The organism is Acidovorax sp. GW821-FHT10E03 (assembly GCF_059415205.1).
Genome location: NZ_JBWKMU010000008.1, coordinates 167960 through 186250, shown reverse-complemented (window position 1 = coordinate 186250; position 18291 = coordinate 167960). Strand labels below are relative to the sequence as shown.

Annotated in this window: 16 protein-coding genes; 14 read left to right on the top strand and 2 right to left on the bottom strand. The window is 68.0% G+C overall.

The window, feature by feature from the left end; translation table 11 throughout:
* The first annotated feature begins 59 nt into the window (after nucleotides 1-59).
* The 14 genes from AC07OD_RS15845 to AC07OD_RS15780 all read left to right on the top strand — a co-directional run bounded on the left by AC07OD_RS15845 (nucleotide 60) and on the right by AC07OD_RS15780 (nucleotide 16169).
* Nucleotides 60-581, top strand: coding sequence for an Ivy family c-type lysozyme inhibitor (locus AC07OD_RS15845; RefSeq protein ID WP_218297743.1), 522 nt, complete (start codon nucleotides 60-62; stop codon nucleotides 579-581).
* Nucleotides 582-676: 95 nt separating this feature from the next.
* Entirely contained in the window at nucleotides 677-1189 is a 513-nt protein-coding gene (locus AC07OD_RS15840) for a sigma-70 family RNA polymerase sigma factor (protein ID WP_218341555.1), read from the top strand.
* Nucleotides 1186-2271 (top strand): FecR domain-containing protein, encoded by a 1086-nt coding sequence (locus AC07OD_RS15835; RefSeq protein WP_494597432.1) that lies wholly within the window; start codon nucleotides 1186-1188, stop codon nucleotides 2269-2271. Before AC07OD_RS15840 ends, AC07OD_RS15835 begins: the two co-directional genes overlap by 4 nt.
* Nucleotides 2272-2599: 328 nt before the next feature.
* On the top strand, nucleotides 2600-5083 hold the full coding sequence (locus AC07OD_RS15830) for a TonB-dependent siderophore receptor (RefSeq protein ID WP_494597431.1): 2484 nt from the start codon (nucleotides 2600-2602) through the stop codon (nucleotides 5081-5083).
* Nucleotides 5084-5480: 397 nt separating this feature from the next.
* Nucleotides 5481-6815, top strand: coding sequence for an ABC transporter substrate-binding protein (locus AC07OD_RS15825; RefSeq protein WP_056413437.1), 1335 nt, complete (start codon nucleotides 5481-5483; stop codon nucleotides 6813-6815).
* A gap of 114 nt (nucleotides 6816-6929) precedes the next feature.
* On the top strand, nucleotides 6930-7793 hold the full coding sequence (locus AC07OD_RS15820) for a carbohydrate ABC transporter permease (RefSeq protein ID WP_369642826.1): 864 nt from the start codon (nucleotides 6930-6932) through the stop codon (nucleotides 7791-7793).
* Nucleotides 7794-7806: 13 nt separating this feature from the next.
* A complete protein-coding gene (locus AC07OD_RS15815) occupies nucleotides 7807-8646 on the top strand; it encodes a carbohydrate ABC transporter permease (RefSeq protein WP_218297738.1) in 840 nt (279 codons plus the stop codon).
* A gap of 52 nt (nucleotides 8647-8698) precedes the next feature.
* Nucleotides 8699-9742, top strand: coding sequence for an ABC transporter ATP-binding protein (locus AC07OD_RS15810; RefSeq protein WP_494597430.1), 1044 nt, complete (start codon nucleotides 8699-8701; stop codon nucleotides 9740-9742).
* Between the two features lie 5 nt (nucleotides 9743-9747).
* On the top strand, nucleotides 9748-10482 hold the full coding sequence (locus AC07OD_RS15805; protein ID WP_218297736.1) for an SDR family oxidoreductase: 735 nt from the start codon (nucleotides 9748-9750) through the stop codon (nucleotides 10480-10482).
* A 19-nt stretch (nucleotides 10483-10501) separates the two neighbouring features.
* The gene (gene dalD, locus AC07OD_RS15800; RefSeq protein ID WP_494597429.1) at nucleotides 10502-11905 is read left to right on the top strand and encodes a D-arabinitol 4-dehydrogenase; all 1404 of its coding nucleotides are present in this window, start codon (nucleotides 10502-10504) and stop codon (nucleotides 11903-11905) included.
* 30 nt (nucleotides 11906-11935) lie between these two features.
* Entirely contained in the window at nucleotides 11936-12874 is a 939-nt protein-coding gene (locus AC07OD_RS15795; protein WP_218297734.1) for an AraC family transcriptional regulator, read from the top strand.
* Nucleotides 12875-12995: 121 nt separating this feature from the next.
* Nucleotides 12996-14495 (top strand): xylulokinase, encoded by a 1500-nt coding sequence (xylB, locus tag AC07OD_RS15790; protein ID WP_494597428.1) that lies wholly within the window; start codon nucleotides 12996-12998, stop codon nucleotides 14493-14495.
* Nucleotides 14496-14526: 31 nt separating this feature from the next.
* Complete coding sequence (locus AC07OD_RS15785; protein WP_218297732.1) at nucleotides 14527-15555, top strand: PfkB family carbohydrate kinase; 1029 nt, start codon at nucleotides 14527-14529, stop codon at nucleotides 15553-15555.
* Between the two features lie 143 nt (nucleotides 15556-15698).
* Nucleotides 15699-16169, top strand: a complete 471-nt coding sequence (locus tag AC07OD_RS15780; protein WP_494597427.1) for a GNAT family N-acetyltransferase — start codon at nucleotides 15699-15701, stop codon at nucleotides 16167-16169.
* Between the two features lie 197 nt (nucleotides 16170-16366).
* Here the strand turns inward: AC07OD_RS15780 and AC07OD_RS15775 are convergent, their stop codons facing one another.
* Together AC07OD_RS15775 and AC07OD_RS15770 are read right to left on the bottom strand one after the other, a co-directional pair.
* Nucleotides 16367-16834: a GNAT family N-acetyltransferase gene (locus tag AC07OD_RS15775; protein WP_218297730.1), complete on the bottom strand. Its 468-nt coding sequence runs from the start codon at nucleotides 16832-16834 to the stop codon at nucleotides 16367-16369.
* Between the two features lie 18 nt (nucleotides 16835-16852).
* Entirely contained in the window at nucleotides 16853-18268 is a 1416-nt protein-coding gene (locus AC07OD_RS15770) for an FAD-binding oxidoreductase (RefSeq protein ID WP_218341566.1), read from the bottom strand.
* Between the last annotated feature and the right edge of the window lie 23 nt (nucleotides 18269-18291).

Sequence of the window (18291 nt, the reverse complement as noted above, 5' to 3'; positions counted from 1 at the left end):
CCGGCTAAGCTCGCAGACCTTTTCGCCCAGCTGCCCTTTTTAGAAAGAAGCCCCCGATCATGCGCCCTATCTCTCCAGCCCCTTTGTCAAGCGCCGTGCTGGCCGCTCTTGCGTTGGCTGTGCTGCTGCCGGGTTGCGTGGGCACGGTACCCACGGCGCCCACGGCGCCGCGCAAGGTCGCGCGTCCTGTGCCCAACGAGGTACCTGCCGCGCCCGCCAATCCCTGGGCGAACCTGCAAACCCAGGTAGGCAACTATCCGGTCGGGGGCTCAGACTTCCTGCGTGCCGGCCCGCTGGCCGAGCGGCTGCGTGGGCTGCTCGGTCTCGCCAACTACAACGTGCTGCTGGACAACCTGCAGGTGAGTGGGCCGCTGCGGCAAGACGGCTCCATGCTCTACATCACCGGTAACCGGCCGGACGCAGGCGACACGGAGGCTGCCGCCATCGTGGTCCACGCCGCCACCGACTCGGTACGCGTATGGCTGCTGACCGGCGGGGAGGAATGGGACGTGCAGGACCTGGGGACCCCGAAGACCCTGCCGGCCCACGTTGCCACGATGATGGAAAACGCGCGGCGCTGAGCGCGCAGCCGGTCTGCCGGATGGCGGCGTGCCCAGGGGCTGGGCGGGAATGTGTTTCTATAATCAAGAATCATTCTCAAAAAGGCCGTCACGCCATGTCTGCCGCTCACCCCCTGCACGCGCTCTACAGCCACCACCACGGGTGGCTGCAGTCCTGGCTGCGCCGGCGGCTCGGTTGTGCCGACGACGCGGCCGACTTGGCGCAGGACACCTTCGTGCGCCTGCTCGCACGGCCCACCGCCATCGCCCCCGACGCGATGCGCGAGCCGCGCGCCTACCTGACCACGGTGGCACGCGGGCTGCTGGTGGACTTCTGGCGCCGGGGTGAACTGGAACGCGCCTACCTGGCAGACCTGGCCCTGCAGCCCGAGGTGCTGCAGCCATCCCCCGAAGAGCGCCTGGCCGCCGTGCAGATGCTCCACGCGGTCGATACACTGCTGCAGGGCCTGACGCCCAAGACGCGCGCGGCATGGCTCATGAACCGGCTCGACGGTCTCACGCACGCAGAGATCGCCGAGCAGCTGCAGGTGTCGGTGCCCCGCGTGCGCCAGTACCTGGCCAACGCCATGCGCCACGCCTACCACCTGCGTTTTGGCGGCGCGGCGTGAGCAGCGCGGGCTGGACAACGGGCGGCTTGCCTGGCGGCGCAGGCGACGACCACCCCGTGCCGCCTGCCGTGCTGGAGGCCGCCATCGGCTGGCAACTGCGCCAGGGCGAGGGCGCCACGTCGCCGGCGGACGCCCAAGCCCTGAACGACTGGCTGGCGGCACACCCCGACCATGCCCGCGCCTGGCGCCAGCTGGGCGACATCGACCAGCACCTGGCCCGTGCCGCCGCAGGGCCTGGAGCCCGCGCAGCCTTGCTGCTGCCACCGCGCCGGCGCCGTCCTGCCCGTGTGGTGGGCGCCGTGCTGGGCCTGGCGTTGGCGGTGGCCTGCGGCGTGCTGGTGCTGGACCGCCACCAGCCCGTGGGCCAACTGCTGGCCGACCACCGCACCGCCACCGGCGAGCGCCGCACCATCGTGCTGCCCGACCAGACCGTGCTGCACCTGAACACCCGCAGCGCCGTGGACGTCGTGTTCAGCCAAGACCAGCGCACCATCCACCTTCGCACGGGCGAGGTCGCGGTAGAAACCAGCCATGCCGACCCGGCCGAGCGGCGCCCGTTCGTCGTGCTGACCGAGGACGGCAGCCTGCGCGCCCTGGGCACCCGCTTCACCGTGCGCCGCTGGCCACAGGCGCAAGCCACTGGCACCGATGGGGCGCAGAGCCTTAGCACGCCCGCCACCGAGGTCGCAGTCACCCAGTCGGCCGTCGCGGCCCGCCCGGCGACCTGTGCGGCAGCAGCATCCGAGCCGTGCAGTGCCGAGCGCATCGTGTCGGCCGGGCAGGGCGCGCGGCTGGAGGGCGGGCGGGTGGACCCGTGGGCAGCCCCGCCCGATGCCGACGCCTGGAAGGACGGCATGCTGGTCGTGGACAACCAACCCTTGGGCGAGGTGGTGGCAACGCTCGCGCGGCACCGGGTCGGCCACCTGGGTGTCGACCCCCGTGTGGCCGGGTTGCGCGTGACGGGCACGCTGCCCCTGGCGGACACCGACCAGGCCCTGTTGGCGCTGACCGCGGCCGTGCCGGTCGATGTGGTCTGGACCACGCGCTGGTGGGTCACGCTCAAGCCGCGTGCTGCGCCCTGAGGATGAAAATATAAGGAAAATCGGCCGCTACTGCTTGATGGGAAAGCGCTGGTAGCTATCAAAAGATGAGTGACTTGGTGCAACTGATCGACGGTTCCAGTCAGTTCAGTCCAGATCAACCAGCCCAACCTGTTCTGCCGGTTCGACAACCGCCGGTCGGTGCAGGTCGCCGCTGCCAGCTGGCCTCCCACCACCTGCGATGCCGGCCCAAAAAAGAAATCGCCCCGGCCCCCTCTCACTTTTCGGCACCCGTTCGGCAATCAGACAGAGACCGTGCATCGGCGCGGTTACCCCTCTTGTCTGACGTGACCGTTTCGGAGCCTGACCCATGCCCTCTGCTGTTCTCCCCTTTCCGCTGAACCCTTGCGCTGCGGCGCTGCTGCTCGCGTTGGGCGCCTCTGCCGTGACCGCACAGCCAGCTACGGCAGAGGCCCCTGCGGCCACGGCCAGCGCTGCGGCAGTGCGCGACTACGACCTGCCCGCCGGGCCATTGGGGGCGGCCCTCAACCGCATCGCGCGTGACGCGGGCCTGCCCCTCACCGCCGATGCGCAGCTGGTGGAAGGCCGCAACGCGGCGCCCGTGCGAGGCCGCTTCGATGCGCCCGAGGCACTGCGCCGCGCGCTGGCAGGTTCGGGGCTGGAGCTGCGGCAGACCACGGGCGGCGTCTTCACGCTGCGCGAGGCATCGCGCCCTGCAGCGCAGGCACCCCGGCTCAGCGATGCCGCCACCCTGGGGGCCGTCACCGTGACGGCCAGCGCCGAGGCAGCGCCCGGCGATTTGCCGCCCGCCCATGCCGGCGGCCAAGTTGCCACGGGCAGCCGGGTCGGCCTGCTGGGTCCGCAGAGCCTGATGGACACGCCGTTTCACATCACCAGCTACACGGCCGAACTCATGCAGGACCAGCAGGCGATCACCGTGGCCGATGTGCTGGCCAACGACCCGTCCGTGCGCACGGTGTCGTACAGCCTGACGAACGCTGCTGCGGGGGGCGACATCTTTCTGATCCGCGGCTTCTCGGTGCAGGACTCGGTGCTGTTCGACGGCATCGGCGGCATCGCCACCAACCGTGCCGTGGCGGTCGAAGCGGCCGAGCGCGTCGAGGTGCTCAAGGGCCCCAACGCGTTGCTCAACGGCATGGCGCCCGGGGCGGGCGGCGCGGTGGGCGGCGCCATCAACCTGGTGCCCAAGCGCGCGGGCGATGTGCCGCTGACACGCCTGACCACCACGTACCTGTCCAGAGGCAACCTGGGCGGCCACCTGGACGTGGGCCGCCGGTTCGGCGACGACCACCAGTGGGGTGTGCGCTTCAACGGCATCTACCGTGACGGAAAGACCGCTACCCAGGGCCAGTCCGTCGAGCTGGGCGCTGCGGCGCTGGCCGTGGACTACCGGGGCAGTCAGTTGCGGGCCTCGGTGGATGCCGGCCACCAGACGATGAACAACGAAGCGCCGCAAGGCGCCGCGGGCTTTGGCATCGACGACGGCATTTCCATCCCCAGGCCGCCCCGGGCCAGCCATCGCATCGCGCAGGACTGGGAGTTCGCCAGGTCGCGCAGCAACTACCTCCTGGCCAAAGCCGAGTACGACCTTACCCCGGACTGGACGCTCTCTGCAGCCGCGGGTGGCAGCCACACGCGGTCCCGCTACCTCGCCACCGACGTGTTCGTGACCAGCGTGCAGGGCGATGCGCAGGCCACCACGTACTTCTGGCCCAACTGGACGAACTACCGCACCCTGCAAGGCGGGCTGCAAGGCATGGTGCGTGCCGGCGAGCTTACGCACCGCATTCACCTGCATGCGTCGTACCTGAAGAAGGACAGCGGCTTCACGGCGCAGTACTACGGCTTCGACAGCTTCGCCACGAACATGTACGCACCTGCGGCCACCGCGCGTCCGTCCATCGACGGTTTCTCATCGCGGCCGCCCCAGACCGATTCCTTGCAGCTGCCGTCCGTAGCGCTGTCTGACACCGTCTCGCTGTGGCAAGACCGCCTGTCCGTCACCCTGGGCGCCCGCTACCAGCGCGTGAAGGTCGTCAAGCACGACACCACCACCGGGGCCGGCAGCACCGCGTACGACGAGCACGCGGTGACGCCGGCGCTGGCGGCGGTGTTCAAGCTGCAGCCGCACGTATCGCTCTACGGCAATTACATCGAAGGGCTGGTCCAGGGCGATTCAGCGCCACTGGGCACCACCAATGCCGGGCAGGTGTTTCCGCCGGTCCGCACGAAGCAGCGGGAGGTGGGCGTGAAGGCCGACTGGGGCCGCTTTAGCACCACGGCGAGCCTGTTCCACATCCAGAAGCCGAGCGGGCTCGTGGCCTCCAACGGCGACGGCACGTTCACCTACCAGGTCGGTGCAGAGCAGCGCAACCGCGGGGTCGAGCTCAATGTCTTTGGCGAGATGGCGCGGGGCACGCGCCTGCTGGGCGGCGTGACCTTCAACGATGCCCGGCTGACCAAAACCGAAGGCGGCACCTACAACGGCAACGCCGCGCCCAATGTGTCGCGCTGGCAACTCAACCTGGGCAGCGACCACGACGTGGCTGCCGTTCCAGGGCTGACGCTGTCGGCCCGCATGATCGCCAGCAGCGCGCAGCATGTGGACGCCGCCAACCTGCGGCGCATTCCGGGCTGGACGCGCTGGGACATCGGTGCCCGCTACAAGACCCAGGCGTGGGGCCGGCCGCTGGTGCTGCGCGCGGGCGTGGACAACCTGTTCAACCGCAACTACTGGTCCAGTGGCTCCGGCAACTGGCTGTATGTGGGAAGTCCCCGCACGGTGACGCTGTCTGCCACGGTGGATTTCTGACGGGGAGCCGTGCTGCCGTGGGCGGACGGGCAGATGGATGGAGGAAGGGGCGGCGTTGACGTCGCCTCCGTGGGGCGTGGTGCTTGGGATGTGGATTGAATCGGCCTCTGCCGCTTGATGGATAAGCGCTAATAGCTATTAATTTGATAGTGATTCGGGGCATTCGCGACTTCAACCGTGTTGGGGTCCGGCCCCGCTCTTCCCGGTCGGTTAGATACCCTGTTGACACATCTAGGTATAAATCCTGAGTATCTGGTGCAAATTAGTATTTGTGGAGGCGTCTGGAGTACCAATCGAGCATCGCAGCATCGGTATCGTTCAGTCCGTCAATGCCTGCATGCCTTGCGCCGGTGTTGAAAGGCAGATTCCCATACCAACGACCGAGGAGACTTTTCCGATGCCACATTCCACCCCTGTCACCATGCCCCAGCGCCTGGCCGTCGCCGTTGCGCTGGCTTTGACGTCGCTGTGCGGCGCCGCCAGCGCGCAGACCGAGCTCGTGATCGCCACCGTGAACAACGGCCACATGATCGAGATGCAGAAGCTCAGCAAGAACTTCGAGCAGGCGAACCCCGACATCAAGCTCAAGTGGGTCACGCTCGAAGAAGGCGTGCTGCGCCAGCGCGTCACCACCGACATCGCCACCAAGGGCGGCCAGTTCGACGTGATGACCATCGGCATGTACGAAGCCCCCATCTGGGGCAAGAAGGGCTGGCTGCAGGAGCTGAAGACCGACGCCGCCTACGACGTGGACGACCTGCTGCCCGCCGTGCGGGGCGGCCTGTCCATCGACGGCAAGTTGTTCGCCGCGCCGTTCTACGGCGAAAGCTCCATGCTCATGTACCGCAAGGACCTGGCCGACAAGGCCGGCGTGCAGGTGCCCGAGCGCCCCACCTGGCCGCAGATCAAGGACCTGGCCGCCAAGATGCACGACCCCAAGAACGGCGTGTACGGCATCTGCCTGCGCGGCAAGCCGGGTTGGGGCGACAACATGGCGTTCTTGACCACGCTGGTCAACACCTTCGGCGGCCAGTGGTTCGACATGCAGTGGAAGCCGCAGCTCGAATCCAAGCCCTGGAAGGACGCGATCACCTTCTACGTCGACCTGCTCAAAAACTACGGCCCACCCGGCTCGTCGGCCAACAGCTTCAACGAGATCCTGGCGCTGACCAACTCCGGCAAGTGCGGCATGTGGGTGGACGCGACCATCGCGGCATCGTTCGTGAGCGACCCCAAGCAGTCCAAGGTGGCCGACCAGATGGCCTTTGCCCAGGCGCCCACCATGAACACGCCCAAGGGCGCCAACTGGCTGTGGTCGTGGAACCTGGCCATCCCCGCCGGTTCGAAAAAGGTCGACGCCGCGCAGAAGTTCATCACCTGGTCCACCAGCAAGGACTACATCCAGCTGGTCGCCAAGACCAACGGCTGGGCCAACGTGCCCACCGGCACGCGCAAGAGCACCTACGCATCGCCTGAATTCCAGAAGGCCGCCCGCTTTGCCGCCGCCGAGAAGGTCGCGATCGACTCGGCCAACCCGACCGATTCGACCCTGCCCAAAAGCCCGTACGTGGGTGTGCAGTTCGCAGCGATTCCGGAGTTCCAGGCCATCGGCATCGCGGTGGGCCAGCAGATGAGCGCGGCGCTGGCCGGCAAGACCACGGTGGACGCGGCGCTGAAGGCCAGCCAGGTGTCTGCGGACCGGGAAATGAAGAAGGCTGGTTACTACAAGTAAAGGCTGCCGGGGCCACCGAGGCTCCGCCGCCCACTGCCCATCCGTGGATTGACCAGTGCTGATCCTGGGGCTCGCCATTCACCATGGCGGCCCCGTCGCCCTTTCGGAAACACCATGAACCGCCGCCTGCTCCCCCGCCTGCTGCTCACGCCAGCCATGGCCACGCTCTTCCTGTGGATGATCGTGCCGCTGGTGATGACGATCTACTTCTCGCTCATCCGCTACAACCTGATGCAGCCGGATCAGACCGGCTTTGCCGGGCTGGAGAATTTCGAGTACTTCGTCACCGACCCCTCGTTCGGCACGGCGGTGGTCAACACGCTGCTGCTGCTCGGCAGCGTGATCCTCATCACGGTGGTGTTCGGCATCGCCATCGCGCTGCTCATCAACGAGCCGTTCGCGGGCCGGGGCATCGTGCGGGTGCTGCTGATCTCGCCGTTCTTCGTCATGCCCACGGTGAACGCGCTGATGTGGAAGAACATGATGATGAACCCCATCTACGGCGTGCTCGCCCAGGTGTGGATGTTCTTCGGCGCGCAGCCGGTGGACTGGCTCACCGACCACCCGCTGTTCTCGGTGATCGTCATGGTCTCCTGGCAGTGGCTGCCCTTTGCCACGCTGATCTTCATGACCGCGCTGCAAAGCATGAACCATGAGCAGCTCGAGGCCTCGCGCATGGACGGCGCCAACTACCTGCAGCAGCTGCGCTACCTGTACGTGCCGCACCTGGCCCGCTCGGTGGCCGTGGTGGTGATGATCGAACTCATCTTCCTGCTCAGCATCTTTGCCGAGATCTACACCACCACCGGTGGCGGGCCGGGCGATGCGAGCACCAACGTCACCTTCCTGATCTTCAAGCAGGCGCTGCTCAACTTCGATGCGGGCGTGGCCTCGGCCGGCGCGCTGTTCGCGGTGGTGCTGGCCAACATCGCGGCGGTGTTCCTGATCCGCATGGTCGGCAAGAACCTCGACAAATAACCGAAGCACCACCATGACTGCTCGACGCCGTTCCAACTATCCGCTGGGCCTGCTGGCCCTGCGCACCGCGGCTGCCTGGGGCGTGGCCCTGCTGCTGTTCTTCCCGCTGGCCTGGCTGCTGCTGACCGCGTTCAAGACCGAGCTGCAGGCCATCGCCGTGCCGCCGCAGCTGTTCTTCATCCCCACGCTCGAGAATTTTCACGAGGTGCAGGAGCGCAGCGACTACCTGCTGTACGCCAGGAACTCGGTCATCACCAGCGTGCTGTCCACCCTGGTGGGGCTGATGCTGGCAGCGCCCGCGGCGTATGCCATGGCCTTCTTCAAGGGCAAGTACACCAAGGACATCCTGATGTGGATGCTCTCCACCAAGATGATGCCCGCCGTGGGCGCGCTGGTGCCCATCTACGTGCTGGCGCAAAAGAGCCACCTGCTCGACACGCAGCTCGCGCTCATCATCGTGTTCGCGCTGTCCAACCTGCCCATCATGGTGTGGATGCTGTACTCGCACTTCAAGGACATCCCGCGCGAGATCCTGGAGGCCGCTCGCATGGACGGCGCCACCCTGTGGCAGGAAGTGCGCCTGGTGCTGCTGCCGCTGGGCATGGGTGGCCTGGCATCCACCGGCCTGTTGTGCCTGGTGCTGTCGTGGAACGAAGCCTTCTGGAGCCTGAACCTCAGCGCCGCCAAGGCCGGCACGCTGGCCACGCTGATCGCGTCCTACTCCAGCCCCGAAGGCTTGTTCTGGGCCAAGCTGTCCGCCGCGTCGCTGATGGCCATTGCGCCCATCGTGGTGTTCGGCTGGTTCAGCCAGAAGCAGTTGGTGCAGGGTCTCACGTTCGGCGCGGTGAAGTAAATCCGCAGCCTGTCTTCCCCACAGTTTTTCAAGTTTTCAGGAACCCGATTCCATGGCTTACCTTCAACTGCGCGGCATCGAGAAATTCTTCGGTGAGCACCGCGCCATCAAGGGCATCGACCTCACCATCCAGCAAGGCGAGTTCATCGTCTTCGTCGGCCCCTCGGGCTGTGGCAAGTCCACGCTGCTGCGGCTGATCGCGGGGCTCGAAGCCATCGACGGCGGCTCGCTGATGCTCGACGGCCGCGACATCACCGACCAGCCTTCGAGCAAGCGCGACCTGGCCATGGTGTTCCAGAGCTATGCGCTGTACCCGCACATGAGCGTGTACGAGAACATGAGCTTCGCGCTCAAGCTGGCCAAGGTGGACCGGCAGGTGATTGACGAGAAGGTGCAGAACGCTGCACGCATCCTCAACCTCACGCAGTACCTTCAGCGCACGCCCAAGGAACTCTCGGGCGGCCAGCGCCAGCGCGTGGCCATCGGCCGTGCGATCGTGCGCGCGCCCAAGGTGTTTCTGTTCGACGAGCCGCTGTCCAACCTCGACGCGGCCCTGCGCGGCCAGACCCGCGTGGAGATCGCCAAGCTGCACCGCGACCTGGGCGCCACCACCATCTACGTCACGCACGACCAGGTGGAGGCCATGACCCTGGCCGACCGCGTGGTGGTGCTGCGCGACGGCGTCATCGAGCAGGTGGGCACGCCGCTCGAGCTGTACGACCAACCCGCCAACCAGTTCGTGGCCCAGTTCATCGGCACGCCGCAGATGAACGTGGTGCCCCTGCCGCAGCTGCCGCCACCGGTGCAGCAGCAGGCACCTGCGGGCGCCGAGGGCGGTGCCATCGGCCTGCGCCCCGAGAACATCACCGTGCGCAACACCGGCGTGACGGCGGTGGGCGGCCAGGTAGACCTGGTCGAAGCGCTGGGTGCCGAGACGCTGATCTATGTGAGCACGCCAGGGGGCGCACAGTTCGTGGCCCGCCAGAACGACCGCACCAGCCTGCGCGCCGGTGATGCGGTCAGCCTGGACATCGACGCATCGCAAGCCCATTGGTTCGACCCCGCAGGCCGCGTGGTGGTCCGCCAGACCGCATGACCACCATGACCCTCGAACAAGAACTGCAAGGCAAGGTGGCGGCCATCACCGGCGCTGCATCGGGCATTGGCTTCGCCAGTGCCCAAGCCATGGCCGACGCGGGCGCGCGCGTGGTGATGATCGACCGCGACGAAGCCGCGCTGGCCAAGGCCTGCGCTGCGATCGGTGCCAGCGCATTGCCGTTGGTACTGGACTTGCTGGACGCCAAGCAGTGCGCCAGCCTGCTGGCGCGCACGCTGGCCCTCGCCGGCCAGCTCGACATCTTCCACGCCAATGCCGGGCTTTACGTCGGCGGCGATCTGGTGGACGCCGACCCCGACGCCATCGACCGCATGCTGAACCTCAACGTCAACGTGGTGATGAAGAACGTGCACAACGTGCTGCCCCACATGATCGAACGCGGCACGGGCGACATCATCGTCACCAGCTCGCTGGCCGCGCATTTCCCCACGCCATGGGAGCCGGTCTACGCATCGTCCAAGTGGGCCGTGAACTGCTTCGTGCAGACCGTGCGCCGCCAGGTGTTCAAGCACGGCATCCGCGTGGGCTCCATCTCGCCCGGGCCGGTCATCACCTCGCTGCTCGCCGACTGGCCGGCCGAGAAGCTGGAAGAGGCCAAGGCCAGCGGCAGTCTCATTGAAGCGGCCGAAGTGGCCAGCGTGGTGCTGTTCATGCTCACGCGCCCCCGTGGCATGACCATCCGCGACGTGGTGATGATGCCCACGAACTTCGATCTTTAAACACCTGCATTCACGCACCATGAATTTCATCCTGCACCTGGGCCTGGGCTCGTTCCACCGCGCCCACCAGGCCGTTTACGTCCACGCATTGCGCCAGCAGGGAGACACCGGCTGGGCCATTGCGGGCGGCAACCTGCGCGCCGACATGGCCGACACCATCGCCGCGCTGCAGGCCCAGGGCGGCCGCTACACGCTGGAAACCGTCACGCCCCAGGGCGAGCGCAGCTACACCGTCATTGAATCGATCCAGCGCGTGATCCCCTACCGGGACGACCTGGCCCCGCTGATCGCCGCAGGTGCCGACCCCGCCACGCGCATCATCTCGTTCACGGTGACCGAGGCGGGTTACTACCTCGATGCGCAAGACCAGCTCGACTGGCCCAGCTTTGCCGACCTGCGCGCCGACCTCGCCGCCGTCAAGGCGGGCCAGGCGGGCCACACCCTCTATGGCGGCCTGGTGAGCATCCTGCGCGCGCGCAGGGCCGCCGGTGCCGGCCCCGTGACACTGATGAACTGCGACAACCTGCGCCACAACGGCGACCGCTCGCGCGGGGGCCTGCTGCAGTTCATCGACGCGCTGGGCGATGCCGCGCTCAAGGCCTGGGTGCAGGAGCACACGAGCAGCCCCAACGCCATGGTCGACCGCATCACGCCGCGCCCCACGCCGGACGTGGCCGAGCGCGTGAAGGCCGCCACCGGCTGGGACGACCAGGCCGCGTTGATGGGCGAGAGCTTCATCCAGTGGGTGATCGAAGACGACTTCATCGCAGGCCGCCCCGCGTGGGAAAGGGTCGGAGTCGAGATGGTCGATTCGGTGCAGGCGTACGAAGAAGCCAAGATCCGCCTGCTCAACGCCACCCACAGCTGCATTGCCTGGGCGGGCACGCTGGCGGGCTACCAGTACATCCACGAAGGCACGCACGATGCCGCCATCCGCCAGTTGGCCTACGACTACGTGACCGACGACGCGATCCCGGTGCTGCTGCCGTGCCCCATCGACCTGGAGGCCTACCGCGACGTGGTGCTGGACCGGTTTGGCAACCCTGCGATTGCGGACACCAACCAGCGCGTGGCCATGGATGCGTTTTCCAAGATCCCCGGCATGATCGCGCCCACCATCCGCGACAAGCTGGCGCGCAACGCGCCGTTCGACAGCGTGGCCATGCTGCCCGCACTGTTCCTGGCCTACCTGCAGCGCTGGCACGCGGGGCAGATCCCCTACACCTACCAGGACCAGGCCATGGACCCGGCCGTGGCGCATGCGATCTGCGATGCGCCGGACCTGGTCGCCGCCTATGCCGCGGATACCACCCTGTGGGGCGAAATGGCCTCAAACCCGCGGCTGGTTGCCACGCTGCGCAACGCTTTTGCCCGCGTGCAGGCCTTCGTGGCCGGGCGTGCGGAACGCCAGGGGTTGGTGTAAGTTGAGCGGCCCGACCACAGGAATGACGCCATGACCGTGAAGACGACGCCTGTCTCTCCGCGCCAGACCAAGCCCGAGCTGGAGCACGACTACGTGCGCTTTCCCGAGCTCGGGTACGAGTCGCCCGAGGCCGCAGGTTTCATCCGGTGCCTGTCGCATGGGTTTCCCACGCCGCTGGCGCGCTGGCACTACCACGACGAGTATGAGCTGCACCTCATCACCGCCACCTCGGGCAAGGTGTTCGTGGGCGACTGGATCGGGCAGTTCCAGCCCGGCCATCTGGTGTTGACCGGGCCGCGCCTGCCGCACAACTGGATCAGCATGGACCTGCCCGAAGGCGGCGTGCCGCTGCGCGACCTGGTGATCCAGTTCTCGCACGCGCCGCTGGTCGCCAGCAGCGAGAGCATCCCCGAGCTGCGCGAGGTGTTGCCCCTGCTGGAGCGCGCACGCCATGGCATCGAGTTCTTTGGCATGGAGGCCCAGGCGCAGGAACACTGGCACCGCATCAAGGCGCGCCAGGGTCTGGCCCGGTTTGGCGCGTTCTGTGAATTCCTGAGCGACCTGGCCCGCTGCACCGACTTTCGACTGCTGTCGAGCACCCAGCTGCAAAGCGAGGACAACGACACCCAGCTCGACCAGATCAACGCCATCGTGAGCCGCATCACCGACCACCTGGCCGACCCGTTGTCGGCTGCCGACCTGGCACAGGAGCTGGGCATGACGGAGAGCCGGTTCTCCCGCTTCTTTCGCCGTGCCACGGGCAACACCTTCACCGACTTCGTGAACCTGGTGCGCGTGAACCGCGCGTGCCAGCTTCTGATGGAGACCGAGCGCTACATCACCCACATCGCCTACGACGTGGGCTTCAACAACATGGCCAACTTCAACCGCCGCTTTCTGGACATCAAGGGCATGACGCCCAGCGAGTACCGCAAACAGGGGGCCGGAAGATTCGGAAAGGCCCCTTGAAGTGGCGGGGCGCCTTCGCTGCGGGGCGGCCCTTGCCGGGCATCTGTGGCCTGGGTCGCGCCGGTTGCGTGCGGCGGGGGCCTGGCTTCCACTTTGAACCACTGAAATCTGCCAATCACCCATGTACCTCGGAATTGATTTGGGCACCTCGGGTGTCAAGCTCCTGCTGCTCGACGAAACGCAGGCCGTGATCGCCATGGCCGACGCCGCCGTGCCCCAGCACCGCCCTCGGCCCACCTGGAGCGAGCAGCACCCGGCCGACTGGCTGGCCGCCGTGGAAGCCGCCGTGCCGCAGCTGCGCGCCCAAGCCCCCGCCGCATGGGCGCGGGTGCGCGGCATCGGGCTGTCTGGCCACATGCATGGCGCCGTGGTGCTGGGCGCGCAGGGCCAGGTGCTGCGCCCCGCCATTCTCTGGAACGATGGCCGCGCGAGCGCCGAATGCGCCGCGCTCGAGCAGGCCGTGCCCGCCGCGCGCCAGGTCACCGGCAACCTCGCCATGCCCGGCTTCACCGCGCCCAAGCTGTTGTGGCTGCGCACGCACGAGCCGGCCTTGTTCGGCCAGATCCGCACGGTGCTGCTGCCCAAGGACTGGCTGCGCCTGCAGCTCACGGGCGATGCGGTGAGCGACATGTCCGACGCATCGGGCACGCTGTGGCTCGATGTGCAGGCCCGCGCCTGGAGCCCCGCGATGCTGCGGGCCTGCGGGCTCGATGCCTCGCACATGCCCGCGCTGGCCGAGGGCAGTGCACCCACGGGCACGCTGCGCAGCGATGTGGCCCGCCGCTGGGGCCTGAGCGGGGGCGTGGTGGTGGCCGCAGGCGCGGGCGACAACGCCGCCAGCGCCGTGGGCGTGGGCGCCCGCACCGCCGGGCAGGGCTTTGTGTCATTGGGCACGTCAGGCGTGGTCTTCCGGGTGACGGACGCCTTTGCGCCCGCCACCGAACGCGCCGTGCACGCCTTTGCCCATGCGCTGCCGCAGCGCTGGCACCACATGTCGGTCATGCTCAGTGCGGCAAGTGCGTTTGGCTGGGCCGCGCGGCTCACGGGGCAGGGCGATGAAGCCCGGCTGTCTGATGCCGTGGGTGCCCTCAGCCCCCACCGCCAGGCCCAGGCGCCGCTGTTCCTGCCCTACCTGAGTGGCGAGCGCACGCCGCACAACAACGCGGCTGCGACCGGCGTCTTCATGGGCTTGCGCGCCGAGCACGAAGCGGCGGACCTGGCCCATGCGGTGATGGAAGGCGTGGGCTTTGGCCTGCTCGACGGGCTCAACGCCATGCGGGCGGTCGGGGCAGGGCACGGCCGTGCGCTCGGGGCGATCGGTGAGGGTGAGGGTGAGGACGCCCTGGCACTGGTCGGTGGCGGCGCCCGCAGCAATCCCTGGGCGCAATTGCTGGCCAGCGCGCTGGGCACGCCGCTGCAGCGTCCGCAGGGTGCACATGCTGCTGCCGCCCTGGGCGCGGCGCGGCTGGCGGCCATGGCCTGCGGTGGCGACGAGGCCCACTGGTGCCAGCCCTTGCCCGCCGACGCCACTTTCGACCCCCAGCCCGCACAACAAGCCCTGCTGGCCGAGCGCTACGCCCGCTTTGTCGCGCTATACCCGGCACTGCAATTGCAGTTCTGACGCTGCTGTCCGCACCCTCTTCACATCCACCATGACTTCGGTACACCACACTTCCCAGGCCACGGCCCCCGTCCAGGCCGCCATCGCGGGCGAGGCCCTCATCGACCTCATCCGCCGCCCCGATGGCAGCTACCTGCCGTGCCTGGGTGGCGCGCTCTACAACCTGTGCCGCGCGCTGGCCCGGCAGGGCGTGGGCACGCAGTACCTCAACCCCTTGTCGCGCGACCGCTTTGGCCGCGAGCTGGCCGCGCAGCTGGTCGCCGACGGTGTGCTGCTGGCCCAGCCCGGGCCGGTGCAGCAAGTCACATCATTGGCCGTGGTCAATCTCAATGAACACGGCCACCCCGACTACGCCTTCTACCGCGAAGGCGTGGCCGACCGCGCCGTGTCGGCGCACGGCCTCAGCGAGGCCTGCGCCGCCTTGCCCGCGTTGCAGCTGGTCTGTACCGGCGCCCTCGCGCTCGATGCCCGCGACACCGCCATCTACCAGCCCTGGCTCGCTGCCCAGCGCGCCGAAGGCCGCTGCGTGGTGGTCGATGCCAACCTGCGCCCCTCGGTCATGCCCGACCTGGACGCCTACCGCACCACGGTGCACGCGGCGTTGGCACACGCCCACATCATCAAGGCCAGCGACGAAGACCTGGACCACCTGGCCGTGCCCGGCACTGGCGCCCTGGCCCGCGCCCGCCACCTGCTGGCCGCCAACCCCCAGGCCCATCTGCTGGCGCTGACGCTGGGCGCAGAGGGGGCCTGGCTGCTGCACCAGAGCGGCATGCAGTGTTTTGCCAAAGAAGCGCAGCCCCTGCGGGTCATCGACACCGTGGGCGCGGGCGACAGCTTCCTGGCGGGGCTGCTGGCGCACCTGCTGCGGCAGGCGCCGGCAGCGGGCGCTGCCAGCTTCGTGCAGTTCGTTGAAGCGCTGTCCGTCGAGGCCGGCCAGCAGGCTCTTCGCCATGCACTGGCCAGTGCGAGCCTGTGCGTGATGGAGCAGGGGTGTGTGCCGCCCGGGTGGGAGGCCGCGAGCGGGTGGGCGCGGGCGCACCCTTGCGTCGCCGGGTAGCGGCCGGCGCCGCCACGGTCTTGCGCCCGTGCCGGCCTGCGCGCAGGCGGGCTGGCGGGCTGGCGGTACGATGGCACCGGCCTGTCCGGGCAGGACAGCCCATCGCAACCTCCATCTTTGCCCGCGCAGACCTTGAATCCACCATGAAGCCCGTCCCTGCCGCTGTTCCCGTCACGGCCCATGCAGCGGCCGACGCCTGCAACGTGGTCCGCCAGTCCATCACCCACTGCTGCGCCCTCGACCACCACCACGATGCCGCCATCCTCGGCACATGGCTGGCCAACAAGACGCCCGAGAACCTGGCCGCCTGGATGGCGGCACCGGGCGCGATGGCGTGGGGTGCGTATCGGGGGGACACGATGGTGGGGTTTGCGCTGTGGGCACGCTCCACGCTGGCGCTTTGTTATGTGGTGCCAGAAGCATTGCACCAAGGTGTGGGCCGTGCCCTGCTGCTCGGCGCGGAGGCCCATGCGCGGCGGTTGGGCCTGGCGGCTGTGGGACTGGAGAGCACGCGCACGGCGGAAGATTTTTACCGCCGCCACGGGTATGAACCATCGGGCGCGCTGCAGGTGTGGGCGGGGCTGCAGGCGCAACCCATGCGCAAGGCGCTGTGAGGCGGTTTTTTGCGCGGCGCGGTTGACGGTTGTGGCCCTGGTGGCGGCTGCGGGTTTTAGCGAAAAATCGGGCGCTGGCGCCCGAGGTATCTGCGCTGAATGCTATTATTTTTATAGCAAATTGGCTGCGCCGTACCTCCGCACGCGCCACCCGTGGCCGGGATGCCCGGGAGGGGGCTTCGGGGCGTGGGCCCTGTTCAGAGTTCCTGGGCGTAGACGATGAAGCCGTGGTGCTTGGCCATCTTGTCGTACAGCTGCCGCCCGGCCGCATTGGTTTCGTGGGTCTGCCAATACACCCGCGACGACTTCGCGGCACGCGCCGCGCCATACACGGCGTCGATGAGCGCGCGCCCCACGCCCCGGCCGCGCGCGGCTTCGCGGGTGAACAGGTCGCTGAGGTAGCACACGGGCTCGATGCGCGTCATGCTGCGGTGAAAGAGGTAGTGCGTCAGCCCCAGCATCTCGCCGCTGGCCGCATCGTGCGCCACCAGGCAGAAGACGGGTTCCGCCGGGTCGTGAAAACGCTGCCAGGTGGCCTGGGTGATGTGCTCGGGCAGCGCGGTGGCCCCAAAGCGGCCATAGAACGCGTTGTAGCCATCCCAGAGCGGGCGCCAAGCGGCGTAGTCTTCGGGCTGAACGGGGCGCACGGTAACGGCGGTGGTCATGGGCCGGCCTCCTGGGATTTACTGGAGCACCCGTCCCGGGTTCATGATGCCCTGCGGGTCGAGCGCCTGCTTGATGGCGCGCATCATCGACAACGCCACGGGCGACTGGTACTTCTCCAGCTTGTCGGCCTTGAGCTCCCCAATGCCATGCTCGGCCGAGAACGAGCCGCCGAACTCGGCCACGGCTTCGTACACCAGGTGGTGCACATGCTGCTCGTGCTCGCGCAGGAAGGCCTTGGCATCCCCCTCGGCCGGTGCCTGGACGTTGTAGTGCAGGTTGCCGTCGCCCAGGTGGCCAAAGTTGACCAGGCGCACGCCCGGGATCTCGCGCTGCAGCACCGCGTCGGTGTGCGCGACGAAGGCGGGGATGCGCGAGATCTGGATGGAGATGTCGTGCTTGATGTTCAGGCCCTCCTCGGCCTGCGCGAGCGGAATGTTCTCGCGGATGTGCCAGAGCTGGCTGGCCTGGGTGAGGTTCTCGGCCACGACGGCGTCGGTCACGCAGCCCATCTCGAACGCGGTCTCCAGCAGCGCTTCAAACCGCGCGCGGGCATGTTCTTCGGATTCGCTGTCGGAGTTTTCGAGCAGCACGCACCAGGGAGCGTTCTCGTCGCCGAGGAAGGGCACGCGCAACTGCGGCATGTGTTTGCCCACCAGGCTCAGCGCGAACTGGCCCATCACTTCAAAGCCCGTGAGGCCAGCGCCCAGCTGCTTGTGCGCCAGGCCCAGCAGGGCCACGGCGTGTTCCATCGACGGCACGGCGGCCCAGGCCGTGAGGCGTGCTGCGGGCTCGGGGTAGAGCTTGAGCGTGGCGGCGGTGATGATGCCCAGCGTGCCTTCGCTGCCGATGAACAGGTCGCGCAGGTCGTAGCCCGTGTTGTCCTTGCGCAGGCCCTTGAGGCCGTCCCACACCTCGCCCTGGGCGGTGACCACCTCGAGGCCCAGGCACAGGTCGCGCGCATTGCCGTAGCGCACCACCTGCGTTCCGCCCGCATTGGTGCCCAGGTTTCCGCCGATGGTGCAGCTGCCCTCGGCCGCCAGCGAGAGGGGGAACAGCACACCCGCATTGCGCGCCACGTCCTGCAGGTTCTGCAGGATGCAGCCGGCCTCCACCGTCATGGTGAGGTTGTCGGTGTCGATGCTGCGCACCGCGTTCATGCGCGTGAGGCTCAGCACGATCTGCGTGCCGGAATCATCGGGTGTCGAGCCCACGGCCAGGCCGGTGTTGCCGCCCTGCGGCACGATGGTGGTTCCCGCCGCCGCGCAGGCCGCGACCACGGTGGCCACCTCCTGCGTGGTGGCGGGGCGCACCACGGCCAGGGCCTTGCCGCGCACGCGGCGGCGCCAGTCCTGTTCCCAGGCGGTGAGGTCGCCCTCGGTGATCACGTGGGCAGGGCCGACGAGGGTGCGCAAGGTGTCGAGCAAGGTGGTCATGGACAAGCGTCTTCTTCAGTTCG